Source organism: Mycobacterium sp. E1386 (assembly GCF_001672745.1).
GTDB lineage: Bacteria > Actinomycetota > Actinomycetes > Mycobacteriales > Mycobacteriaceae > Mycobacterium.
On sequence record NZ_LZKH01000229.1, the window covers coordinates 1 to 23,584 of the forward strand.

Annotated in this window: 23 protein-coding genes and 1 pseudogene; 10 read left to right on the top strand and 14 right to left on the bottom strand. The window is 68.6% G+C overall.

All coding sequences use genetic code 11. The features are described from left to right. The first annotated feature begins 61 nt into the window (after nucleotides 1-61). Nucleotides 62-484, top strand: a complete 423-nt coding sequence (locus tag A5709_RS29310) for an alpha-(1->3)-arabinofuranosyltransferase family protein (protein WP_369827396.1) — start codon at nucleotides 62-64, stop codon at nucleotides 482-484. On the opposite strand, the pseudogene A5709_RS23520 reads toward A5709_RS29310, so the two are convergent. From A5709_RS23520 to A5709_RS23530, 3 genes and pseudogenes are all read right to left on the bottom strand, one after another. Continuing rightward, nucleotides 415-2,277: pseudogene (locus A5709_RS23520) on the bottom strand (DUF3367 domain-containing protein); the annotation flags it as partial. The gene A5709_RS29310 and the pseudogene A5709_RS23520 overlap by 70 nt on opposite strands. A gap of 76 nt (nucleotides 2,278-2,353) precedes the next feature. Then, nucleotides 2,354-2,527 (bottom strand): DUF2613 domain-containing protein, encoded by a 174-nt coding sequence (locus A5709_RS23525; protein ID WP_065443914.1) that lies wholly within the window; start codon nucleotides 2,525-2,527, stop codon nucleotides 2,354-2,356. Between the two features lie 82 nt (nucleotides 2,528-2,609). Then, nucleotides 2,610-2,810, bottom strand: coding sequence for a DUF2613 family protein (locus tag A5709_RS23530; protein WP_067948480.1), 201 nt, complete (start codon nucleotides 2,808-2,810; stop codon nucleotides 2,610-2,612). A 135-nt stretch (nucleotides 2,811-2,945) separates the two neighbouring features. On the opposite strand from A5709_RS23530, the gene A5709_RS23535 reads away from it, so the two are divergent. The 3 genes from A5709_RS23535 to A5709_RS23545 all read left to right on the top strand — a co-directional run bounded on the left by A5709_RS23535 (nucleotide 2,946) and on the right by A5709_RS23545 (nucleotide 6,067). Then, entirely contained in the window at nucleotides 2,946-4,085 is a 1,140-nt protein-coding gene (locus tag A5709_RS23535; RefSeq protein WP_068122841.1) for a glycoside hydrolase family 3 N-terminal domain-containing protein, read from the top strand. Nucleotides 4,086-4,149: 64 nt separating this feature from the next. After that, nucleotides 4,150-4,803, top strand: a complete 654-nt coding sequence (locus A5709_RS23540) for a TetR/AcrR family transcriptional regulator (protein ID WP_067948472.1) — start codon at nucleotides 4,150-4,152, stop codon at nucleotides 4,801-4,803. A gap of 16 nt (nucleotides 4,804-4,819) precedes the next feature. Continuing rightward, complete coding sequence (locus A5709_RS23545; RefSeq protein WP_082974348.1) at nucleotides 4,820-6,067, top strand: chloride channel protein; 1,248 nt, start codon at nucleotides 4,820-4,822, stop codon at nucleotides 6,065-6,067. Between the two features lie 7 nt (nucleotides 6,068-6,074). On the opposite strand, the gene A5709_RS23550 is transcribed toward A5709_RS23545, so the two are convergent. Continuing rightward, nucleotides 6,075-6,917 (bottom strand): MaoC/PaaZ C-terminal domain-containing protein, encoded by an 843-nt coding sequence (locus A5709_RS23550; protein ID WP_068122844.1) that lies wholly within the window; start codon nucleotides 6,915-6,917, stop codon nucleotides 6,075-6,077. Between the two features lie 14 nt (nucleotides 6,918-6,931). Then, nucleotides 6,932-8,296, bottom strand: coding sequence for a 3-oxoacyl-ACP reductase (locus A5709_RS23555; protein ID WP_067948476.1), 1,365 nt, complete (start codon nucleotides 8,294-8,296; stop codon nucleotides 6,932-6,934). A 149-nt stretch (nucleotides 8,297-8,445) separates the two neighbouring features. Here A5709_RS23555 and A5709_RS23560 point away from each other — a divergent pair, with 149 nt between their 5' ends. Beyond that, nucleotides 8,446-9,786 (top strand): acetyl-CoA C-acetyltransferase, encoded by a 1,341-nt coding sequence (locus A5709_RS23560; protein WP_067948478.1) that lies wholly within the window; start codon nucleotides 8,446-8,448, stop codon nucleotides 9,784-9,786. Between the two features lie 280 nt (nucleotides 9,787-10,066). Here A5709_RS23560 and A5709_RS23565 read toward each other — a convergent pair whose 3' ends face one another. Continuing rightward, nucleotides 10,067-11,902 carry an acyl-CoA dehydrogenase gene (locus A5709_RS23565; protein ID WP_067948337.1) on the bottom strand — a complete coding sequence of 612 codons (1,836 nt, stop codon included), beginning with the start codon at nucleotides 11,900-11,902 and terminating at the stop codon, nucleotides 10,067-10,069. A 202-nt stretch (nucleotides 11,903-12,104) separates the two neighbouring features. On the opposite strand from A5709_RS23565, the gene A5709_RS23570 reads away from it, so the two are divergent. Both A5709_RS23570 and A5709_RS23575 read left to right on the top strand, forming a co-directional pair. Continuing rightward, nucleotides 12,105-13,130 carry an isopenicillin N synthase family oxygenase gene (locus tag A5709_RS23570; RefSeq protein ID WP_068122847.1) on the top strand — a complete coding sequence of 342 codons (1,026 nt, stop codon included), beginning with the start codon at nucleotides 12,105-12,107 and terminating at the stop codon, nucleotides 13,128-13,130. 6 nt (nucleotides 13,131-13,136) lie between these two features. Further along, nucleotides 13,137-13,625, top strand: coding sequence for a flavin reductase family protein (locus A5709_RS23575; RefSeq protein ID WP_067948341.1), 489 nt, complete (start codon nucleotides 13,137-13,139; stop codon nucleotides 13,623-13,625). 6 nt (nucleotides 13,626-13,631) lie between these two features. Here A5709_RS23575 and A5709_RS28555 read toward each other — a convergent pair whose 3' ends face one another. The 5 genes from A5709_RS28555 to A5709_RS23595 all read right to left on the bottom strand — a co-directional run bounded on the left by A5709_RS28555 (nucleotide 13,632) and on the right by A5709_RS23595 (nucleotide 17,765). Then, nucleotides 13,632-13,787, bottom strand: a complete 156-nt coding sequence (locus tag A5709_RS28555; protein ID WP_197498680.1) for a hypothetical protein — start codon at nucleotides 13,785-13,787, stop codon at nucleotides 13,632-13,634. 72 nt (nucleotides 13,788-13,859) lie between these two features. Further along, entirely contained in the window at nucleotides 13,860-14,606 is a 747-nt protein-coding gene (locus A5709_RS23580; protein ID WP_067948343.1) for a succinate dehydrogenase/fumarate reductase iron-sulfur subunit, read from the bottom strand. Continuing rightward, complete coding sequence (locus A5709_RS23585) at nucleotides 14,606-16,522, bottom strand: fumarate reductase/succinate dehydrogenase flavoprotein subunit (protein ID WP_067948345.1); 1,917 nt, start codon at nucleotides 16,520-16,522, stop codon at nucleotides 14,606-14,608. The genes A5709_RS23580 and A5709_RS23585 overlap by 1 nt, the downstream gene beginning before the upstream one ends. Before the next feature lie 40 nt (nucleotides 16,523-16,562). Next, nucleotides 16,563-17,390: a hypothetical protein gene (locus A5709_RS23590; protein WP_067948348.1), complete on the bottom strand. Its 828-nt coding sequence runs from the start codon at nucleotides 17,388-17,390 to the stop codon at nucleotides 16,563-16,565. Nucleotides 17,391-17,468: 78 nt separating this feature from the next. Then, nucleotides 17,469-17,765, bottom strand: a complete 297-nt coding sequence (locus A5709_RS23595) for a hypothetical protein (protein ID WP_067948350.1) — start codon at nucleotides 17,763-17,765, stop codon at nucleotides 17,469-17,471. Between the two features lie 114 nt (nucleotides 17,766-17,879). Between A5709_RS23595 and A5709_RS23600 the strand changes: the two genes are divergently transcribed. Beyond that, the gene (locus tag A5709_RS23600; RefSeq protein ID WP_068122850.1) at nucleotides 17,880-18,638 is read left to right on the top strand and encodes an isocitrate lyase/phosphoenolpyruvate mutase family protein; all 759 of its coding nucleotides are present in this window, start codon (nucleotides 17,880-17,882) and stop codon (nucleotides 18,636-18,638) included. 73 nt (nucleotides 18,639-18,711) lie between these two features. Here A5709_RS23600 and A5709_RS23605 read toward each other — a convergent pair whose 3' ends face one another. After that, on the bottom strand, nucleotides 18,712-19,152 hold the full coding sequence (locus A5709_RS23605; protein ID WP_067949425.1) for an Hsp20/alpha crystallin family protein: 441 nt from the start codon (nucleotides 19,150-19,152) through the stop codon (nucleotides 18,712-18,714). A 227-nt stretch (nucleotides 19,153-19,379) separates the two neighbouring features. On the opposite strand from A5709_RS23605, the gene nirB reads away from it, so the two are divergent. Then, entirely contained in the window at nucleotides 19,380-21,959 is a 2,580-nt protein-coding gene (nirB, locus tag A5709_RS23610; protein ID WP_082953525.1) for a nitrite reductase large subunit NirB, read from the top strand. Further along, nucleotides 21,956-22,312, top strand: coding sequence for a nitrite reductase small subunit NirD (nirD, locus tag A5709_RS23615; RefSeq protein ID WP_067200568.1), 357 nt, complete (start codon nucleotides 21,956-21,958; stop codon nucleotides 22,310-22,312). The genes nirB and nirD overlap by 4 nt, the downstream gene beginning before the upstream one ends. On the opposite strand, the gene A5709_RS23620 is transcribed toward nirD, so the two are convergent. Together A5709_RS23620 and A5709_RS23625 are read right to left on the bottom strand one after the other, a co-directional pair. Next, nucleotides 22,309-22,761 (bottom strand): hypothetical protein, encoded by a 453-nt coding sequence (locus A5709_RS23620; protein ID WP_067949428.1) that lies wholly within the window; start codon nucleotides 22,759-22,761, stop codon nucleotides 22,309-22,311. The two genes, nirD and A5709_RS23620, sit on opposite strands and share 4 nt — an antisense overlap. Before the next feature lie 73 nt (nucleotides 22,762-22,834). Next, nucleotides 22,835-23,584 (bottom strand): sirohydrochlorin chelatase (locus A5709_RS23625; RefSeq protein WP_067949430.1); only part of this gene is annotated, 750 nt, incomplete at its 5' end.

The following is a 23,584-nucleotide window of genomic DNA, read 5'->3' on the forward strand; positions in this document are numbered from 1 at the left end:
GGCGGGCTTTGTCGCCGCCAGCGGACTGCGTCCGCGCTACCCGGCCGTAGAGGTTTACCGGGTGGAGGTCGCCGGCGATCCGGGCGCCCCCTACTTCGCGGACGTCGACCGGTTGCCCCGGGTGGACGGCGGACCGGAGGCGCTGCTGCGCCTCGACGAGCGGCGCCGGCTGCAGGGCCTGCCGACGCTGGGCCCCGCGCTGATGACCGCCGACGCGCGCGGCGCCGGATTGCCGGTGCCCTCGGTGACCGTCACCGACACCCCGGTGGCCCGCGAGACCGATTACGGCCGGGTGGACCAACATTCGTCGGCCATCCGGGCCGCGGGCGACGCACGGCATACCTACAACCGGGTGCCCGACTATCCCGTCCCCGGGGCCGACCCGGTCGTCGGCGCCTGGAGCGGCGGCCGGATCACCGTGTCGAGCTCGTCGTCGGACTCCACCGCGATGCCCGACGTCGCGCCGGCGACCTCCACCCGGTAAACCTCTACGGCCGGGTAGCGCGGACGCAGTCCGCTGTCGGCGACAAAGCCCGCCAGGGTGCCGGGACCCACCGGCTCGCCGAACTGCGCCACCTTCCGCAGCCCCGGGGACCCGTCGACGGCGCGGTGCACCAGGAGGGGCCGCGCCGAGCGGGACGTATCCGGATCCAGGTCGTTGCGCACCACCACATACGAAATGCCTTGGCGGGCAAGGGTATCGGCCAGGCCGGCCGAGGGACGCCCGGCGGCGAACAGGCGTTGCACCGAGTCCAGCGCCCGGATGGTCTGCGGCGGGGTCAACGGGATCGAGTCGCGCACGCCCCACGGACTGCTGCCGAGCACCTGCAGCGGCTCGTCATGGCTGGTGCCCCACACCTGCGTGGCGAACGGCGCCCCCGGGGCCACCAGCACCCGGCCGGGGACCGGCGTGCCCGTGTTGTGCTCGCTGAGCCAGTCGGCCGTCTCCTGCCAGTAGCGGGGAATCGCGCTGAAGGTGCCGGGCGGGGTCAGCCGGCCGGTCCACGCCAGCGAGGTGCTCACCATCAGCGCCGTCAACACGACGATCGCGACCGCCACCCGCCGGTCGCGCTCGGGGTGGGCGAACGCGCGCAGCCACGCCGAGACGGGCTCCCGACCGGGCAGCGGTATCCGGCCCAACACCTGGGCGATGCCCAGGACGATCGGAATCCGGATCACCGACCCCAGCTTGTGCACGTTGCGCAGCGGCGCTCCGCCGGCGTCCAGGAACGCCTGCACGGCGTGGGCCACCGGCGAGCCCAGCCCGCCGCTGTAACCGGCGGCCATCAACACCACACCGGCCAGCAGCATCGTCACCAGCCGTCCGCGCGCCGGCATCCGCGGGCTGGCCAGTCCCGCCAGCCCCGCCGCCGCGACCAGACAGGTGGCCAGCACGGCCGCCGAGCCGGTCACCAGCGGGGCGCCCGCGGTGGCCGTCGGCGCCACGTACGGGGTCCAGCTGTCGGTGCCGCGCAGCATCTCGGTCAGCGACGACCATTGCGTTGTCACACCGGAGGATTCGATGAAGTCCAGGAAGGGCGGGCTGATGGCACGCAGCATCACCAGCGCGACAACCCACCACAGCATCGCCAGGAACAGCGACACCAGCCACCACCCGGTGTAGCGCCACCACAACCGGTTCGGCCGGTGGCACGCCCACCAGATCACCGCGGGCAGGCAGCCGGCCAGCGTGGCGATCGCGTTGACCGCCCCCATCAACGCGACGGCCAGACCGGCCTGCGCGGCGAGCACTCGCATCGACCGGTTGACGGAAGCCCGCCCCCCCGATTTCAGCGCCAGGATCGTGGGCAGCAACACCCACGGCGCCAACATCATCGGCAGGGTTTCCGACGAGATGGATCCAAGGGTGGTCAGCACCCGCGGCGACAGCGCGAACGCCGCGGCGCCGATCGCCCGCGACGCCGGGCTGCCGATCCCGAGCGCCTCGGCGACCCGCAACAGCCCCCAGAAGCCGATGGTGAGCAGCAGCGCCCACCAGAGCCGTTGGGTGATCCATCCCGGCACGGAGAGCAGATGGCCGATCGCGAAGAAGGTGCCGTGCGGGAACAGGTAGCCGTAGGCCTGGTTCTGCGCCTGCCCGAACGGCAGGTCGCTGTTCCACAGGTTGGTGGCCCGGGCCAGGAAGCGCAGCGGGTTGGCGGTGAGGTCGAGTTTGGTGTCGGGGGAGACCCGGCCGGGGGACTGGCCGAACGTCAGCGCGCAGGCGAGCGCACCGACCAACCACAACCATCGGCGCGAAACGGGCGCGACCGGCAGGCGTGCATCCGGCGCGCCGGCCGCCGCTATCGCCGCTGAGTCCGCAGGCGGCGATCCACTGCGCCCGGCTTCGCCGCTAGCTACGGTTGCCGTACTCGACCCGGTTGAGAACTGACGACTGCGGATCGCCCCCGGGGAGTGGCGGTTTCGTGTCCTGCTGCACCATCAAGGTGATCCCGAAGATGGCTGCCGCGCCGAGCAACAGACCAACCACCACGCTCGCGGCGGCGGGCGCAATGATCCGGTTCATCGACGGCTCCTAACAGCATCGGGAAAACGTAGTCGGCTTAGCGCCAACCTAGCAGAAGGGCGTCGGCTCCCCGGCGCGCTCGTCAGGGCAGGCAGTGGCCGTGAAAGCACCGGTCGCCGTATTGGACCTGATGGGGGCCCAGCGGGTTAAGCGAAGCCGGATGGCCCCGCGCCGGTGCCACGCCGTGGTCGGCGACGGCCAGCGTGACGCCGACCGTCGTAGCGACACCCACCGACAGACCCACCGCGATGCTGGCCGCCGCGGCCAGGGTGAAACCGGTCAACGCTGGCATCTTGCCCCCTAGCCCCGCTGGCACCAGCCCAGTAGTGCCCCCGCAGCCGAAGAAGAAAACCCCCGACGAAAACCTCGTCGCTCCCCAGATCCGGAGGCCCGGATAGCGCCATGAAAGCATGGCCCGATGTCATTTTCGCGCACCTTGGCCGTGCTTGTCTCCGTGTCGGCGTTGCTGGCAGGCTGCGCTCACCACGCCGCCCGGCCACCGGGGCCGTCGACCTCGGCCGGCAAGCCTGCGGCCGCCCCGGCGCCGCCGGCCTGCGGCGACGTCACCAAGCTGCCGGTCCGCGACAAGCTGGCCCAGCTGCTGATGGTGGGCGTGAAGAACGCCGATGACGCCCGCTCGGTGGTCGACGGCTACCACGTGGGCGGCATCTTCATCGGCAGCTGGACGGACCTGGCGATCTTCAAAGGCCCGCTCGCCGACATCGCGGCGAAGGCGGGACCGCTGCCCTTAGCGGTCAGTGTCGACGAGGAGGGCGGCCGGGTGTCGCGGTTGCGGGCGCTGATCGGCGAGGCGCCGTCGCCCCGCCAGCTGGCCCAGACCCAGACCGTCGCCCAGGTCCACGACCTGGCGGCCGAGCGCGGAAAGAAGATGCGCGAGCTGGGCATCACCATCGACTTCGCTCCCGTCGTCGACGTCACCGACGCCACCACCGGCGTGATCGGCGACCGCTCGTTCGGGGGCGACCCCAACACGGTCATCGCCTACGCCGGGGCGTACGCACAAGGCCTGCGCGACGCCGGGCTGCTGCCGGTGCTCAAGCACTTTCCCGGACACGGGCACGGCTCGGGTGACTCGCACACCGGCGGTGTGGTGACGCCGCCGCTGAGTGACCTGCAGAACCTCGACCTGGTGCCGTACCGGACGCTGATCACCGCGACCCCGGTCGCGGTAATGCTCGGCCACCTGCAGGTCCCCGGGCTGACCGGAGACGACCCGGCCAGCCTCAGCCCCGCGGCGGTGCAGCTGCTGCGCAACGGTGTCGGTTACGGCGCTCCGCCGTTCAACGGCCCGGTCTTCACCGACGATCTGTCCAGCATGGGCGCCATCTCGGACAGGTACGGCGTCGCCGAGGCGGTGCTGCGCACCCTGCAGGCCGGCACCGACGTCGCGCTCTGGGTTACCACCGACGAGGTGCCCGCGGTCTTGGACCGCCTGCAGAAGGCGGTGGCGGGCGGCGAGTTGCCCGCGCAGCGGGTCGACGACGCGCTGACGCGGGTCGCGACGATGAAGGGCCGCAGCCCCGCCTGCGGGCACTAAAGCGTGTGCCGACCCGGCGCGTTGCTTACTCTGGGGTCAGATAGACGGGCTAGAGAGGCAAGCGATGGCGGGTGGCACGAAGCGGTTACCGCGCGCTGTCCGTGAGCAACAAATGCTCGACGCCGCGGTGCAGATGTTCTCGGTCAACGGCTACCACGAGACTTCGATGGATGCCATCGCCGCCGAGGCGCAGATCTCCAAGCCGATGCTGTACCTGTACTACGGCTCCAAGGAGGACCTGTTCGGCGCCTGCCTGAACCGGGAGATGGGCCGGTTCATCGACGCCGTCCGCGCCGACATCGACTTCACGCAGAGCCCGAAAGACTTGCTGCGCAACACCATCGTGGCGTTCATGCGCTACATCGACGCCAACCGGGCGTCGTGGATCGTGATGTACACCCAGGCCACCAGCTCGCAGGCCTTCGCGCACATGGTGCGCGAAGGGCGTGAACAGATCATCGAGCTGGTCGCCGGGCTGGTGCGGGCCGGCAGCCGCAGCAGGCGGACCGACCGCGAACACGAGATGATGGCCGTCGCGCTGGTGGGCGCAGGCGAGGCGATGGCCAACCAGCTCAGCACCGGCGACATCGACGCCGACGAGGCGGCCGAGCTGATGATCAACCTGTTCTGGCACGGACTGCGGGGCGGGCCCGAGGAGCGGGAGGCCGCCGCGGCGGCGCTGCCCAAGAAGGGTGGCTCCAGCGCGGGCCGGCGCTAGCCCCTACATTCGTCATGTGGCTCGACCGCCCGCCCGCAACGTCGACTTCTTTTGCGCCGTAGTCATCGTCGGGTTGCTGGCCGGGGTCGCCGGGCTGGCGACGACGTTCGTGCTGCGCTTCGTCCAGCACGTCACCTATCACTACACGTTTGGCGCGCTGCTGGTCGGCGTTGCCGGCAGCAGCCCGGTGCGCCGCGTGGTGGGGCCGATGATCGGCGCTGCGTTGGCGGGGATCGGGTGGTGGTTGCTGCGGAGCAGGACGCACGTGCCGCCCCTGGCGGAGACCATCGCGCGCCGCGAGCGGGTACCGCGGCTTTGCTGGAGCGTCGACGCGATGCTGCAGGTGCTGCTGGTCGGCTCCGGGGCATCCCTCGGCCGGGAGGGGGCGCCGCGTCAATTCGCCGCGGCACTAGGCGATTTCGGGACGGCTTGGATCAAGCGGCTATCGCCCCGCGACCGCGAGGTGTTGCTGGCTTGCGCGGCCGGCGCCGGGCTCGGCGCCGTGTACGCCGTGCCACTGGCCGGTGCGCTGTTCTCGGCGCGGATCCTGCTCAACACCTGGCAGCCGCGGGCGCTCGGCGCGGCGTTCATTTCCTCCAGCCTGGCGGTCGCCGTCGGCTCGGCCATCACGCGCGACGAACCCAACCTGCAGTGGCCGATCGGGGAGTCCACGTACCTGCTGACCGCGCATGGGCTGCTGCTGGCGCCGCTGACCCTCGCGGTGGGACTGGCGTTCAACCGGCTGATGGCGGCGGCACGACCGGCCAAGCAGATGCGGAGCTGGGTGCTGGTCCCCGCGCTCGCCGGCGCCGGGTTGGTGATGGGCATCTGTTCGCATTGGTGGCCCGAGTTGCCCGGCAACGGCCGCAGCATCCTGACAGTCAGCCTGGCCAGCGGCATGACGCTGCTGTCGGCGCTCGCGATTCTGGCTCTGAAACCCCTGCTGACCGCGTTGTTTCTGCGCGCCGGCGGGGCCGGCGGGATGCTGACACCCTCGCTTGCCACCGGCGCGGCCGCCGGCGCGGCGCTCGTGCTGACGATCAACTGGGCCGCGGGGACCAGCCTCCACGTGCCGGCGGTGTCGCTGGCGGGGGCCGCAGGCGTGCTCGCGGTGACGCAGGGCTCACCGATCTGGGCGGCCATCTTCGTCTGGGAACTCGCCCGCCCGCCGTTGTGGTTGTTTCTGCTCTTCCTGCTGACCGCGACCAGCGCCCACGGGCTGAAAGTGCTTGCCAAGGGCCGAGGCCCGACGCACTCGGGCTAAAGCGCCGCTAAAGCGCCCGGACCGAGCCGGTCAGGTACGGGTAGCCCTTGGCGATGTTGCGCAGCGAGATGTCCCAGTGGTCGTGGCCCTCGTCGATGTAGAGACCCGCGGTGCCGGGGAGCACGAGCGGTTTGCCGAACCGCACGGAATACTTCACGGCGTCCGGGAACCGCGCCTCGATGTTGGCCAATACCGCCGCCGCACTGAACATTCCATGCGCGATGACGGTGGGGAAGCCGAACAGCTTGGCCGCGATCGGGTTGGTGTGGATCGGGTTGTGATCGCCGCCGACGACGGCGTAGCGCCGGATCAGGCCGGGGCTGACGCGCAGGACGGTGCTGGGCGGGGGCAGCTTGGGCTGCTTCTGTGGTGGCGGCTTGGGCTCGTCGGACAGGCTGGTGCGCTGCTGGTGCAGGAAGGTCGTCACCTGATGCCACGCGGTGTCGTTGCCGACGCTCACATCGGTCACCAAGTCGACCAGCAGACCTTTGCGGTGCTCGCGCAGGTTCTCGGCGTGCACGTGCACGCCGACGGCGTCGGTGACCGCGATCGGCCGGTACTGCGTGATGTGGTTCTCGACGTGCACCGAACCCATTGCGGCGAAAGGGAAGTCGAAGCCGGTCACCAGCGACATCATCGCGGGAAAGGTCAACGCGAACGGATAGGTGAGCGGTACGTTGTTGCCGTAGCGCAGTCCGGTGACCCCGGCGTACTCGGCCACGTTCGTGCGGTCGATGGGCAGTTCCTCGATGTCCACCGTGCGGGTGGGCAGCTGGTCGCCGCGGGACACCACCGGCAGCGCCCCGGCCGCCGCACGCAGCATGTTCTTCAGGCCGCTTGGCTGATTCATCGCGTTCTCCTCAGCTATGCGCCCAGCATGGCCTGGCCGCAGACGCGGATGACGTTGCCCGTCACCGCGTTTGACGCCGGGCTCGCGAAGTAGGCGATGGCCTCCGCGACATCGACGGGTTGGCCGCCCTGCAGCAGCGAGTTCATCCGGCGGCCCACCTCGCGGGTGGCAAGCGGGATGGCTGCCGTCATCTGGGTCTCGATGAAGCCCGGCGCCACGGCGTTGATCGTGATGCCCTTGGCGTACAGCTCCGGCGCCAGCGCCTGGGTCAGGCCGATCATCCCGGCCTTGGTGGTGGCGTAGTTCGTCTGCCCGCGGTTGCCCGCGATGCCGGCCATCGAGGACAGCCCGACGATCCGGCCGCCCTCGCCGATGGTGCCGTTGGCCACCAGCCCTTCGGTAAGCCGTAGCGGGGCAAGGAGATTGACGGCCAGAACCGCATCCCAGCGGGCGTCGTCCATGTTGGCCAACAACTTGTCGCGGGTGATGCCTGCGTTGTTGACCAGCACGTCGGCGCGGCCGCCGTGGTGCTCGCGCAGGTGCTCGGAGATCTTGTCGACGGCGTCCTCGGCGGTGACGTCGAGCCATAACGCGGTACCCCCGACCCGGCTGGCCGTTTCGGCCAGCGTCTCGGCGGCCGACTCGACGTCGATCGCGACGACGCGCGCCCCGTCGCGGGCGAACACCTCCGCGATCGTCGCCCCGATGCCGCGGGCGGCGCCGGTCACGATGGCGACCTTGCCGTCCAGCGGCCGCTCCCAGTCGGCCGGCGGCGTGGAATCGGCCTCGCCGATGTAGAACACCTGGCCGTCGACATAGGCGGACTTGGCCGACAGGATGAACCGCATGGTCGATTCCAGGCCCGTCGCAGCGGGTTTGGCGTCGGGCGACACATACACCAGCGCCACCGTGGTGCCGTTGCGCAGCTCCTTGCCCAGCGAGCGGGTGAACCCCTCCAGGGCGCGCTGCGCGATCCGCTCGTGCGGACTGGCGGCGGCGTCGGGCGTGGTGCCGACCACCGCGACGCGCGCCGAATGGCCCAGGTTGCGCAGCAGCGGCGTGAAGAACTCGTACAACCCCCGGAGTCCCTCGGGCGTCGTGATGCCCGTGGCGTCGAACACCAGGCCGCCGAACTGGTCGGCCCAGCGCCCGCCGAGATTGTTGCCAACCAGGTCGTAGTCCTTGTCCAGCGCGGCGCGCAGCGGCTCGACGATGCGCCCCTCGCCGCCGATCAGCAGGGAGCCCGCCAGGGGCGGGTCACCGGGCCGATAGCGGCGCAGCGTCTCGGGCTGCGGGACCCCGAGCTGCTTGGCGAGAAACGATCCAGGACCGGAATTGACAACCTGAGAAAACAGATCGGACGAGACCTTGGGAGCCACCGGAGCTACCTTCCATGCGCTTGCGAAGTCGGGGTGTGCCTACTGCCCACCGTATCGGGGACGAACTTACTTCAGAGTAAGAACAGTGGGTAGTATGGCCCCAGACGGGCATCCCAAAACCGACAGACGGCAGATACACGGAGAAGACAGTGGCCCCTGCAAGTTCCGAGGCAAGCAACCAGCGCAGTTCGCAACGGCGACGCGTCGCCGTGCTCGGCGGCAACCGCATCCCGTTCGCCCGGTCCGACGGCGCCTATGCCGAGGCGTCCAATCAGGACATGTTCACCGCCGCGCTGGGTGGGCTGGTCGACCGGTTCGGGTTGACCGGCGAACGACTGGGCGCGGTGGTCGGCGGTGCCGTGCTCAAGCACAGCCGGGACTTCAACCTGACCCGCGAATGCGTGCTGGGCTCCGAGCTGTCGTCCTACACGCCGGCGTTCGACCTGCAGCAGGCCTGCGGCACCGGGCTGCAGGCGGCCATCGCCGCGGCCGACGGCATCGCGTCCGGGCGTTACGACGTCGCCGCCGCCGGCGGGGTGGACACCACTTCGGACCCGCCGATCGCCCTGGGTGACAACCTGCGCCGCACGTTGCTCAAGCTGCGCCGGTCCAAGTCCAACGTCCAGCGGCTGAGGCTGCTCGGCACTCTGCCCGCCAACCTGGGCATCCAGATCCCGGTCAACAGCGAGCCGCGCACCGGACTGTCCATGGGCGAGCACCAGGCGATCACCGCCAAGGAGATGGGCATCAAGCGGGTCGACCAGGACGAGCTGGCCGCGGCCAGCCACCGCAACATGGCCGCCGCCTACGACCGCGGTTTCTTCGACGACCTGGTCACCCCGTTCCTCGGGCTCTACCGCGACGACAACCTGCGGCCGGATTCGTCGGCGGAGAAGCTGGCGAAGCTCAAGCCGGTGTTCGGCGTGAAGTCCGGCGACGCAACGATGACGGCCGGCAACTCGACCCCCCTGACCGACGGCGCCTCGGTTGCGCTGCTGGCCTCCGAGGAGTGGGCGGCCGCCCACTCGCTGCCGCCGCTGGCCTTCCTGGTGGACGCGGAGACCGCGGCCGTGGACTACGTCAACGGCCGCGACGGCCTGCTGATGGCGCCCACCTACGCGGTGCCGCGGCTGCTGGCCCGGAACGGCCTGAGCCTGCAGGACTTCGACTTCTACGAGATCCACGAGGCCTTCGCCTCGGTGGTGCTGGCCCACCTGCAAGCGTGGGAGTCGGAGGACTACTGCAAGGAGCGGCTGGGCCTGGACGCCGCGCTCGGGTCGATCGACCGGTCCAAGCTCAACGTCAACGGCTCGTCATTGGCCGCCGGCCACCCCTTCGCCGCGACCGGTGGGCGCATCCTCGCGCAGGCCGCCAAGCAGCTCGCCCAGAAGAGGGCGGAGCAAAAGGGTGGCGCGGCCAAGCCGCTACGGGCCCTGGTCTCGATCTGCGCCGCGGGTGGCCAGGGCGTGGCCGCGATCCTGGAGGCGTGAGCCGTCTTCGGGGTCGGCCGGTTCATGAAATCGGTCACAGCGGGTTAGTAATTCGGGCGGACGGGTATTCGAGTGCCCGGATGACCCCGTGTTGTGGTCTGACCCCCCGACCCCGACGGCAATACGGGGCATCCCTGAAACGACCGCCGGTCACCGCGGACGGGCGTACGAAAAGGGCCGCCGCTGGAGTGAGGGGATCCAGCGGCGGCCCTTTTGTGCGACGCGTGCCGTGAAACAAAAACCCCGCTCCCAGATGGGAGCGGGGTTTTTGCTTTGCCTGTCAGAAGGCGGCTTCGTCGAGCTCCATGATGTCGTTGTCCAGCGTCTCGATCACCTCGCGGGTGCTGGCCAACAGCGGCAGGAAGTTCTTCGCGAAGAACGAGGCCACCGCGACCTTGCCCTCGTAGAAGGACCGCTCGTCGCCGCTGGCGCCGGCGTCCAGCGCCTGTACGGCCACCGCGGCCTGCTGCTGCAGCAACCAGCCGATGACCAGGTCGCCGACGCTCATCAGGAAGCGCACCGATCCGAGGCCGACCTTGTAGAGGCTGGTCACGTCCTCCTGCGCGGCCATCAGGTAGCCGGTGAGCGTGGCCGCCATCGCCTGGACGTCGGCCAGGGCCTTGGCCAGCAGCTCGCGCTCGGTCTTCAGCCGGCCGTTGCCGGACTCGCTGTCGACGAACTTCTGGATCTCGCCCGACACGTGGGCCAGCGCCACACCCTTGTCGCGGATGATCTTCCGGAAGAAGAAGTCCTGCGCCTGGATGGCCGTGGTGCCCTCGTAGAGGGAGTCGATTTTGGCGTCCCGGATGTACTGCTCGATCGGGTAGTCCTGCAGGAAGCCCGACCCTCCGAAGGTCTGCAGGCTCTCGGTGAGCTTGGCGTACGCCTGCTCGGATCCGACGCCCTTGACCACCGGCAACATCAGGTCGTTGACCTTGACGGCCAGCTCGGCGTCCACCCCGTGCACCGCCTCGGCAACCGCCGCGTCCTGATAGGTCGCGGTGTAGAGGTACAGCGCACGCAGACCCTCGGCGTAGGCCTTCTGGGTCATCAGCGACCGGCGCACGTCGGGGTGGTGCGTGATGGTCACCCGCGGAGCGGTCTTGTCGGTCATCTGCGTCATGTCGGCGCCCTGCACGCGGGACTTGGCGTACTCCAGCGCGTTCAGGTAGCCGGTCGACAGGGTCGCGATGGCCTTGGTGCCGACCATCATGCGGGCCTGCTCGATGACCTCGAACATCTGCGCGATGCCGTTGTGCACCTCGCCGACCAGCCAGCCCTTGGCGGGCACGTCGTGCTGTCCGAAGGACAGCTCACAAGTGGCCGACACCTTCAGGCCCATCTTGTGCTCGACGTTGGTCACGAAGACGCCGTTGCGCTCGCCCAGCTCGCCCGTCTCGAAGTCGAACAGGAACTTGGGCACGAAGAACAGCGACAGGCCCTTGGTCCCCGGACCCGCGCCCTCGGGGCGTGCCAGCACCAGGTGGAAGATGTTCTCGAACAGGTCGCCGGAGTCGGCCGAGGTGATGAATCGCTTCACACCCTCGATGTGCCAGGAGCCGTCGTCCTGCTTGATCGCCTTGGTCCGCCCAGCGCCGACGTCCGAACCGGCGTCCGGCTCGGTGAGCACCATGGTGGAGCCCCAGCCGCGCTCGGCGCAGATCACGGCCCACTTCTTCTGCTCCTCGGTGCCGAGGTGGTAGAGGATGTTGGCGAAGCCGGCGCCGCCGCCGTACATCCACACGGCGGGGTTGGCTCCCAGCAGGTGCTCGTGCAGCGCCCACACCAGGGCGCGAGGCATCGGCATGCCGCCGAGGACCTCGTCGATGCCGACCTTGTCCCAACCGGCCTCGGTGACCGCGCGGACCGACTTCTTGAACGACTCCGGCAGCGTCACCGAGTGGGTCTTCGGGTCGAAGACCGGCGGATTGCGGTCACCCTCGACGAACGACTCGGCGATGGGCCCCTCGGCCAGCCGGCTGATCTCTGACAACATTTCGCGCGCGGTGTCGACGTCCAGATCGCTGTAGTCGCCGGCGCCCAAAGCCTTCTCAACGCCCAGAACCTCGAACAGGTTGAACACCTGGTCACGGACGTTGCTCTTGTAGTGGCTCACTACGGTTTCCTCCTCGTTGAGAATGCCACTTGTGGTTGGGTACTACTTCTAAGTTACCCACCAGTAACACCGCTAAAATATCGCTCCGAGTCAGTTCAACGCAAGTCAATGTGAGCTAGATTTCATCGTCTAATTAACCAACCGGTTGGGGAGCCGCTGCGGCGCCTCTGACCTGCGCCGATAATGAAACGGATCTCAAACTATGGGATGCATCACCACCCTGCCCGTAGTGGATCTGCGCACGTCGGCGATCCAATTGCGGCGCGGGTTGCGCGAGGCCGCGCACGAGGTGGGCTTCTTCTATCTGACCGGCCACGGCGTGCCGGACGAGCTCGCCCGCAGGCTGCTGGAGGCGGCCCGCCGGTTGTTCGCGCTGCCCCAGGCCGACAAAGACGCGGTCGCCATGGTCCACAGCCCGCATTTCCGCGGTTACACCCGGATGGGCGGCGAGCTGACCCGCGGCCAGGTGGATTGGCGGGAGCAGATCGACATCGGGCCGGAACGCGCGCCGATCGGGGCGCCCGGCAAGCCGGACTACCTGTGGCTGCAGGGGCCCAACCAGTGGCCGGCCGCGCTGCCCGAACTGCCGGGAATCGTCGGCGAATGGGATAAGGCGCTGTCCGCGGTAGCCCGCACCCTGCTCCGGCACTGGGCGGCATCGCTGGGCAGCGCACCGGATGTCTTCGATGCGGCCTTCGCCGAGACGCCGGCCACCCTGATCAAGATCGTGCGCTATCCGCGCAGCGCGGCCACCGCGCAGGGCGTCGGTCCGCACAAGGACTCGGGCGTGCTCACCCTGCTGCTGGCCGAGCCGGGGAGCCGGGGCTTGCGGGTGCGCCGGCCCGGTGTTGAGGAATGGATCGACGTGCCGCCCGCCGAGGGCGCTTTCGTGGTCAACATCGGCGAGCTGCTGGAGGTGGCGACGGGCGGTTACCTGCGCGCCACCGAGCACCGGGTGAACCTGGAGGAGCAGCCCGCGGACCGGATCTCGGTGCCGTACTTCTTCAATCCGCGGCTGGACGCGCGGATCCCGGTGTTGACGCTGCCCCCCGGGCTGCGGGCGCGCGCCGGCCGGGTGGCCGACCCATCGGATCCGATCTTCTCCGTCTACGGCCGCAACGCCTGGAAGAGCAGGCTGCGCGCGCACCCCGATGTGGCTTCGGCGCACGGATATTCGGCAGGTAGGGTCGGGAACGAGAATCCCGTTCTCGGCTCAAGGGGCGAATGAATTCCGGTGAACTCGAACAAGAACCTGACACCGTCCACACTTCGTGAGGCCTTCGGTCACTTTCCCTCGGGGGTGGTCGCCATCGCCGCCGAAGTCCAGGGAACCCGGGAGGGCCTGGCGGCGAGCACCTTTGTCCCCGTCTCCCTGGATCCGCCGCTGGTGTCGTTCTGCGTGCAGAACACGTCGACGACGTGGCCCAAGCTCAAAGACCTCCCGATGCTGGGCATCAGCGTCCTCGGCGAGGCCCACGACGAGGCCGCCCGCACTCTGGCCGCCAAGACCGGCGACCGGTTCGCCGGGCTGGAGACGGAGTCCAGGGAGAGCGGCGCGGTGTTTATCAAGGGCACCGCACTGTGGCTGGAGAGCGCGATCGAACAGCTCATTCCCGCCGGGGACCACACGATCGTGGTGCTGCGGGTCAACGAGGTGACGGTGGACGCCGACGTCGCACCGATCGTGTTTCACCGCAGCGTGTTCCGGCGCCTCGGCGTCTGAGCCCGGCTACGGGCGCCGGCTGAGTTCCGCCCGAAAGCCCGCTATCCGCTGCTCGATCTCGGCGGCGTCGTCGGGGCGGCCTTCCTTACGTGCCAGATCGGCGCGGACGGACAACTCCCGGATGGCGGTTCGGATTTCGTTGACACTGGTGGTTTCTCGCATGTCTCCCACGCTGCCTTTCGGAGTTTGGGTTCTATGCGGGTACCCGGCGGGCCGGCCGGGCTAACGACAGACTCAGCGCCGGAACAACTTGTTGCCCAGCCACACCACCGGGTCGTACTTGCGGTCGGCGACCCGCTCTTTCATCGGGATCAGCGCGTTGTCGGTGATCTTGATGTTTTCCGGGCAGACCTCGGTGCAGCACTTGGTGATGTTGCAGTAGCCCAGCCCGTGCTGCTCCTGGGCCTGGTTGCGCCGGTCCAGCGTGTCCAGCGGGTGCATCTCGAGCTCGGCGATCCGCATCAGGAAGCGCGGGCCGGCGAACGCCTTCTTGTTCTCCTCGTGGTCGCGGACCACGTGGCAGACGTTCTGGCACAGGAAGCACTCGATGCACTTGCGGAACTCCTGCGAGCGCTGCACGTCCTCCTGCGCCATCCGGTACTCGCCCGGCTGCAGATCCTTCGGCGGTGCGAAGGCGGGGATCTCGCGCGCCTTCTCGTAGTTGAAGGACACGTCGGTGACCAGGTCCCGGATCACCGGGAAGGTCCGCAGCGGCGTCACGGTCACCACCTCGTCCTCGGCGAAGGTGGACATCCGGGTCATGCACAACAACCGCGGCACCCCGTTGATCTCCGCCGAGCAGGAGCCGCACTTGCCCGCCTTGCAGTTCCAGCGCACGGCGAGGTCGGGTGTCTGGGTCTGTTGCAGGCGATGGATGATGTCGAGCACCACCTCGCCCTCGTTGACCTCAACCGTGAAGTCCTGCAGCGCGCCGCTGGCATCGTCACCGCGCCACACACGCATGGTCGCGTTGTAGGTCATTAGCCTCTCCGTCCTGGATGCTCGGCCAGCTCGTCGTCCGTGTAGTACTTCTCCAGCTCGGAGATCTCGAAGAGCTCCAGCAGATCCGACCGCATCGGCACCTGGTCTTTGCGCGTGACGCTGATGTCGGGGATGACCTCGTCGCCACCGGCGGCCTCGCAGACCAGCAGCACCTTGCGCCACCCCGAGTCCATCGCCGGGTGGTCGTCGCGGGTGTGGCCGCCGCGGCTTTCGGTGCGCTCCAGCGCGGCCTTGGCGACGCACTCGCTGACCAGCAGCATGTTGCGCAGGTCGATGGCCAGGTTCCAGCCAGGGTTGTACTGGCGGCCGCCCTCCACGTGCATGTTCTTGAAGCGCTCGCGGAGCTTGTCGAGCCGCGCGAGGGCCTCGGAGACCTCGTCGGCCTTGCGGATGATGCCCACCAGGTCGTTCATCGACTGCTGCAGCTCGAGCTGCAGCGTGTAGGGGTTCTCCGCCGGGGCGCCATCGGTTGGTCCCTCGAAGGGGGACAGCGCCCGCTTCGCCGCGGTCTCGACGGCCTCCGCCGAGATCGTCGGACGGCTGCTCAGCGCCCGCACGTAGTCGGCCGCGCCCAGGCCGGCCCGCCGGCCGAAGACCAGCAGGTCCGACAGCGAGTTGCCGCCGAGCCGGTTGGAGCCGTGCATGCCGCCCGAGCACTCGCCCGCGGCGAACAGGCCCGGAACCGTGGCGGCACCGGTGTCGGCGTCCACCTCGACACCGCCCATCACGTAGTGGCAGGTGGGCCCGACTTCCATTGGCTCCTTGGTGATGTCGACGCCGGCCAGCTCCTTGAACTGGTGGTACATCGACGGCAGGCGCCGCATGATCTCCTCGGGCGTCAACCGGGACGCGATGTCGAGGAACACGCCGCCGTGTGGGCTGCCCCGGCCGGCCTTGACCTCGGAGTTGATCGCGCGCGCGACCTCATCGCGAGGCAGCAGGTCGGGGGTGCGACGGGCCGAGTCGTTGTCCTTGAGCCACTGGTCGGCCTCTTGTTCGGTCTCGGCGTACTGGCCTTTGAACACCGGCGGGATGTAGTCGAACATGAACCGCTTGCCCTCGGAGTTCTTCAGCACACCGCCGTCACCGCGGACACCCTCGGTGACCAGGATCCCCTTCACGCTGGGCGGCCACACCATCCCGGTCGGGTGGAACTGGACGAACTCCATGTTGATCAGCGACGCGCCCGCCCGCAGGGCCAGCGCGTGCCCGTCGCCGGTGTACTCCCAGGAGTTCGAGGTGACCTTGAACGACTTACCGATGCCGCCGGTGGCGAGCACCACCGCGGGCGCCTCGAACAGGACGAACTGACCGGTCTCGCGCCAGTAGCCGAACGCCCCGGCGATCGCGTCACCGTCCTTGAGCAGCTCGGTGATGGTGCATTCGGCGAACACCTTGATGCGCGCCTCGTAGTCGCCGAGCTCGGCGTAATCCTCCTGCTGCAGCGAAACGATCTTCTGCTGCATGGTGCGGATCAGCTCCAGGCCGGTGCGGTCACCGACGTGCGCCAGCCGCGGATAGGTGTGCCCGCCGAAGTTGCGCTGGCTGATCTTGCCGTCCTTGAGGCGGTCGAACAGCGCGCCATAGGTTTCCAGCTCCCAGACGCGGTCCGGTGCCTCCTTGGCGTGCAGTTCGGCCATCCGCCAGTTGTTGAGGAACTTCCCACCGCGCATCGTGTCGCCAAAGTGGGTCTTCCAGTTGTCTTTCGGGTTGGTGTTGCCCATCGACGCCGCGCAGCCGCCCTCGGCCATGACCGTGTGGGCCTTGCCAAACAGGGACTTACATACCACCGCGACCTTGAGGCCGCGTTCCCGCGCCTCGATGACCGCTCGCAGTCCCGCGCCGCCGGCGCCGATGACGACTACGTCGTAGGCATGCCGCTCGACCTCAACCATGAAAACCCTCGCTATTTCAGATTCTTGGTGAAAAGGCTTGTCAGCCAACAAATCTCAGGTCAGGGATGGCACCACCGGCCACCAGCGCGATGTAGAAGTCGGTCAGCATCAGGGTGCCCAGCGTGATCCAGGCGTACATCTTGTGCCGGGTGTTGATGTGGCTGACCTGGGTCCAGATCCAGTACCGCACAGGGTGCTTGGAGAAGTGCTTGAGCCGCCCGCCGGTCACGTGCCGGCACGAATGGCAGGACAGGGTGTAGATCCACAACATGACGACGTTGCCGACCATGATCAGGTTGCCCAGCCCGAAGCCGAAGCCGCCCGGACCGGCGTCGGAGTGGAACGCGATGATCGCGTCGTAGGTGTTGATCACCGAGATGATGCCGGCGATGTAGAAGAAGTACCGGTGGCTGTTCTGGATGATCAGCGGGAACCTGGTCTCGCCGGTGTAGTGCACGCGCGGTTCGGCCACCGCGCAGGCGCTGGGCGACTGCCACACCGTGCGGTAGTAGGCGCCGCGGTAGTAGTAACAGGTCAACCGGAACAGCAGCAGGAACGGCAACGTCAGCGCCGCGTACGGCAGCCACCAGACGTCGGGCAAGATCTGCGGCCAGAAGTCGCCGGCCGCCCCGCAGGCCTTGCTGACGCACGGGGAGTAGAACGGCGTCAGGTAGTGATACTTGCCGACGAAGAAGTAATCGCGTTGGAATGCGCGCACGGTCGCGTAGATGACGAAAGCGGCGAAGCCCAAGTCGATCCGCAACGGCGACATCCACCACCGGTCGGTACGTAGGGTCCGTTGTGGGATGCGGGCGCGCGTGGGTGAAAAGACACCTGACGCAGGACGGTTCGCCGTGGGTGCGCTCATCTAGTGTTCCTCTTCGAACGGGCTGTTGGTCGAAGGGTACACAGAGAGCACCCCCTCATTTCCGGGGGGCTTGGGTTGTCAGGACCTGCTGTGACCCCCGACACCCTCGTCGTCGACATCGCGCCAGAATTCGCTGTCGTACTGGGTGTCGGGAATGACGATCTTCTCGCTCGACTGCTGCACGGTGGCGCGCGCCAGGTCCAACTCCGACACGTCGGTGTCAAGGAGTTCGACGTCGGACAGGATCCGGTCGGCGTCGATGACGATGCGCCGCATGGCAGGGCTGTCACCGTAGCGGCTCTTCAGGGAGCCCACGCACCGCCGCAGGCCGCCGATGAGCTCGTGCAGTTCGGCGAGTTCAGTAGTGGTGCCCAACGGATCTCCTTGCGCGCGCGGTGTTACGGATCACAGTACGCTCCCGATACTATCCACGGCACAGCCTGACGTCAGGCGACTCACTTCCTTAACGAACACGGAGCAAACACGCCCATGCCAGGTCAGACCGCCGCCGACCGTGCTACCGCGCTGCTCGACCTGCACCGCCCGGGTGACCCAGTGGTGCTGCCGACCGTGTGGGACGCCTGGTCGGCCCGGCTCGCCACCGGCGCAGGGTTCGCCGCGCTCACCGTAGGCAGCCATCCGCTGGCGGATTCGGTCGGCAAACCCGACGGGGAGGGCATGTCGTTCGACGACGTGCTGGCCCGCGTCGCCCAGATCACGGCCGCGGTCGACGTCCCGGTCTCGGTGGACGTCGAATCCGGTTACGGGCTGCGGGCCGAGCGCCTGATCGACGGCCTGCTGGGCGCCGGGGCCGTCGGGCTGAACATCGAAGACACCGTGCACTCCGAGGGCAAGCGGCTGAGGTCCGCCGGTGAGCACGCCGAGTTGGTGGGTGCGCTGCGGTCGGCCGCCGATGCGGCCGGGGTGCACGTCGTGATCAACGCCCGCACCGATCTCTTCCTGCGCAAGGACGGCGACGACGCGGACCGTGTCGAGCGGGCGATCGCACGGCTGACGGAGGCCGCGGACTCGGGCGCCGATGTGCTGTACCCGGTGGGCCGGCACGATCCGGAGACGTTGCGCCGCTTGGCCGCAGAGCTGCCGTTGCCGGTCAACGCGATCGCGCTGCCCGATCAGGACGACCCGGCGTCCTTCGGGCCGCTGGGTGTCGCCCGCATCAGCTTCGGCCCCTTTTTCCAGGCCGCGCTGGCGGCCCGGGCCGGGGAACTGCTGGCGCGCTGGCGCTGATCACGGCGGAAATGGTTGCGCGGCAGAGGAATCCGGCGGGGTCGGTTGACCCCGCCGGATAGTCGTCCACCTCTTACTTGGTGATCTCGATGCGCCGCGCCTGGCTCCCCGCATAGGCGCCGGTGACCCGCACGGTCAGCACGCCGGCGTCGTAGGAGGCCGTGATGGCGTCGCCGGTGACGTGGGCCGGCAGCTGGAACGACCGGCGGAAGGATCCATAACGCACCTCACGCAGCGTCCGCCCGTCCTTCTCCTCCGCGTGCTCGTCACGGCGTTCGCCGTGGATCACGAGTCGGCCGCGGTCGACCTCCACGTTGACGTCCTTCTCGACGTCAACGCCGGGAAGCTCGACACGTACGATCGCGTCGTCGCCGTCCTTGACGATCTCGGCGGCGGGGTTGAAACCGCTGGTCACTGGCTTGTACCAGTCCGACGCGGCGGCGGGGCCGAAGAAGTCACGCAACCACCGGTCGGTGTCCCAGGCCGGTCGCGACCACAGTGCGAGGTTACTCATGGGGATCTCCTTGTACTTCCTTGAGCTTTGTTGTGGGTTTGCTGTGCCCGGCGCCCTTCCGGCCGGTCATAACGAGAAACATGAGTCGACCACGCTAAAGTTCCACCTAGGCGTTCGCCTTGGGCGAACGAATATTCACAGGGCTCCCTGTGAGTTGTGAGATCCTCGTCATAGGACCGTCACATTGGGCGAAATCGCGGTAATTTCTGGCCGCTAACCTCAAAGCCATGGCTGCAGACGGGATTTCGCGTGCTCAGTGTGCGGGCGGTCACATCGTCGTAGTCGGGCACGGCATGGTGGGACACCGGCTCGTCGAGGCGCTCCGGGCGCGTGACGCCGAGGGGCTTTGGCGCATCACGGTTTTGGCTGAGGAGGCCGACGCGGCTTACGACCGCGTTGGCCTCACCTCGTACACCGAGAGCTGGGATCGCAAGCTGCTGGCGCTGCCGGGCAACGACTACGCGGGTGACGATCGGGTTCGGTTGGTGCTGAACGCTCGCGTCACCGAGATCGACCGGGAAGCGAAGTCGGTTGTTACGGCCGACGGGCAACGGCATGGCTACGACACGTTGGTGCTGGCCACCGGGTCCTATGCGTTCGTTCCGCCGGTGCCCGGCCACGACCTGGCGGCGTGCCACGTGTATCGCACGCTGGATGACCTCGACGCCATCCGGGCAGACGCCCAGCGCACGGTCGAGGCTGGTCGCACCCCGGCCGGCGTCGTGATCGGCGGTGGCCTGCTGGGTCTGGAGGCCGCTAATGCGTTGCGCCAGTTCGGGTTACAGACGCACGTCGTCGAGATGATGCCGCGCCTGATGGCCCAGCAGATCGACGAGGGCGGCGGCGCCCTGCTGGCCAAGATGGTCGGCGACCTGGGCATCGCGGTGCACGTCGGCACGGGCACGGAGTCGATCGAAACGATCGACCACGGCGACGGAGTGTCGTCGGTGCGGGTGCGCCTGACCGATGGCGAGGTCATCGACGCCGGGTTGGTCATTTTCGCGGCCGGCATCCGGCCGCGTGACGAGCTGGCCAGGGCCGCGGGTCTGGAACTTGCCGAGCGCGGCGGCGTGCTTACCGACTTGGCTTGCCGCACAAGCGATCCGGACATCTATGCGGTCGGCGAGGTCGCCGCGATCGGCGGCAGGTGCTACGGCCTGGTGGGGCCGGGATACACCTCCGCCGAGGTGGTGGCCGACCGCCTGCTCGACGGCGCCGCGGAGTTCGGCGAAGCGGACCTGTCGACCAAGCTCAAGCTGCTCGGTGTCGACGTGGCCAGCTTCGGCGACGCGATGGGCGTGACCGAGAACTGCCTCGAAGTCGCCATCAACGACGCGGTCAAGAAGACCTACGCCAAACTGGTGCTGTCCGACGACGCGAAGACCCTGCTCGGCGGCGTTCTGGTGGGCGATGCCTCGTCGTACGGGGTGCTGCGGCCGATGGTCGGCAGCGAGCTGCCGGGCGATCCGCTCGCGCTCATCGCCCCGGCTTCCGGCGAGGCTCCCGCGTTGGGAGTCGGCGCGCTGCCGGACTCCGCGCAGATCTGCTCGTGCAACAACGTCACCAAGGGCGATCTGAAGTGCGCCATCGCCGACGGCTGCGCCGATGTGCCCTCGCTCAAGTCGTGCACCGCGGCCGGCACGTCGTGCGGCTCGTGCGTGCCCCTGCTCAAGCAGCTGCTGGAAGCCGAGGGCGTCGAACAGTCCAAGGCGCTCTGCGAGCACTTCAGCCAGTCGCGGGCGGAGCTTTTCGAGATCATCTCGGCCACCGAGATCCGGACCTTCTCCGGCCTGCTGGAGCGCTTCGGCCGCGGAAAGGGCTGCGACATCTGCAAACCCGTGGTCGCGTCCATCCTGGCCTCCACCGGCTCGGACCACATCCTCGAAGGCGAACAAGCCTCGTTGCAGGATTCCAACGACCACTTCCTGGCCAACATCCAGAAGAACGGCAGCTACTCGGTGGTGCCGCGGGTGCCGGGCGGGGACATCAAGCCCGAGCACCTGATCCTGATCGGCCAGATCGCGCAGGACTTCGGTCTCTACACGAAGATCACCGGCGGCCAGCGGATCGACATGTTCGGCGCCCGGGTCGACCAGTTGCCGGAGATCTGGCGCCGGCTGGTCGACGGCGGCATGGAATCCGGGCACGCCTACGGTAAGGCGCTGCGCACCGTGAAGAGCTGCGTCGGCACCGACTGGTGCCGGTACGGCCAGCAGGATTCGGTGCAGCTGGCGATCGACCTGGAGCTGCGCTACCGCGGCCTGCGGGCGCCACACAAGATCAAGATGGGCGTCTCGGGTTGCGCGCGGGAGTGCGCCGAGGCGCGTTCCAAGGACGTCGGCGTCATCGCCACCGAAAAGGGCTGGAACCTCTACGTCGGCGGCAACGGTGGCATGACGCCCAAGCACGCCCAGCTGTTGGCCAGCGACCTGGACACCGAGACGCTGGTCCGCTACGTCGACCGGTTCGTCATGTACTACATCCGGACCGCCGACCGGCTGCAGCGCACGGCCCCGTGGGTGGATTCGCTCGAGGGCGGCCTCGACCACGTGCGCGAGGTCGTCTGCGAGGACTCGCTGGGCCTGGCCGACGAATTCGAGGCCGCAATGGAGCGGCATGTGCAGAACTACAAGTGCGAGTGGAAGGGCGTGCTCGACGACCCGGACAAGATGTCGCGTTTCGTCTCGTTCGTCAACGCCCCCGACGCCGTCGACTCGACGGTGGAATTCACCGAGCACGCCGGGCGCAAAATCCCGGTGTCCATCGGCATGCCGAAGATCCGTACGGGAGCTGGAGAGGAATCATGACACTTCTCAACGATATTCAGGTGTGGACGACGGCCTGTGAATACGACCGGCTCATCCCGGGCCGGGGCGTCGGAGTGCTGCTCGACGACGGTTCCCAGGCGGCGTTGTTCCGGCTCGACGACGGCTCGGTGTACGCGGTGGGTAACGTCGACCCGTTCTCGGGTGCGGCCGTGCTCTCCCGCGGGATCGTCGGCGACCGCGGGGGCCGGGTGGCGGTCCAGTCACCGATCCTCAAGCAGGCCTTTTCGCTGGAAGACGGTGAATGCCTGGACGATCCGAACTTCTCGGTGCCGGTGTACCCGGCGCGCGTCACCGCCGACGGCTTCGTCCAGGTCGGTCGGATCGCCGCCTAGCGGGTGATATCGCCGACGAGGTAGCGCTGCATCGTCGGGCCGATGGCGTCGACGATCGCGTCGACCGACATCGAATGCAGCGGCTCGGAGCGAATGCCGTAGCGCATGATGCCCAGGCCCACCAGTTGCGAGGCGCACAGCGAGGCCCGGGTGGCTACCTTGTCGGCACCCAGAATCTTGAGCAGCGGGCCGAAAACCGGCCCGATGAACATGCTTTGCACGGTTTCGGCGGTCTTGGCCATCCCGGTGGAAGCTATCGCGCTGGCGGCGAAGGGGCCGCCGCCGGCGGCGTCCCACGTGGTGATCAGCATGCGTAGCGTCTGACGGCCCACCTGGTTGACCCCGCCGGTGACGATTCGGTCGATGAATTCCGGTGTGCCGAACGGCAACCGCAGCATCTTGGCTACCGGGTCAAGCAGCCCGTGCGATGGCTCTTCGCGGCGGGGCATGCTGTCAGGATCGCCCGTATCGAAGTAAAGAGCAAGCGTCGCCGCCCCCGGCGCGTCTCGCCGGCCGGTGCTGTTAAGCCACCGGATTCGGCCGCATGACGCGGTCGTGGACCAACCGCTGCGCGGCCGGTCGCCGCGAAGCGTGCCGGGCGGTGGGCGCGAGCACCGGCGGCATGGCCCGGCGGAATCGGCTGGCGATCAGGCGCGCCAGCCCGGGATGGGTCCCCAGCGGCCGGCTGACCAGGTCGGCGCCGCAGGCGTGCAGCCGTTCCTGGAACAGGCCGTCGGCCAGCAGGTAGGAGGCGACCACGACGCGCGCGTTGGGCGCGTGGCGCCTCGCCTCGTCCACCGCTTCCGGCAGTTGCGGATCCCCGGTGGCCGCGAAGCCCAGGCTCACGCGCGACCCGGTCAGCGCCGACACCAGGGTGGCGGTGGTGTGCAGGTCGGCGCGCGCCCTGGCGTCCGATGTTCCCGCCGCCGCGAGGATCACCGAATCACCGGGCCGCCAGCCGCATTTCACCAACTGGTCACCGACGATCCGGGCGACCTGGCCACTGGGGCCCAGCGCCGGCGTGACGATCGCGTTCGGGTGGCCGCTCAGCTCGACGTGGGCCGGCAGGTCGGCACGGACGTGATAGCCGCGCGACAAGAACGCCGGCAGCACGATGGCGGGCCGGCCGGTCGCCCTCGCCCGCGACAGCACCTCGCTGGGGGTGGGGCCCAGCACGTCGACGAACGCGACCTCCACCGGCCGGCCCGCAAGCGAACTGGCTTGCGCGGCAAGCTCTTCGACCATCGCCACACCCTCGGGCCTGCGAGTGCC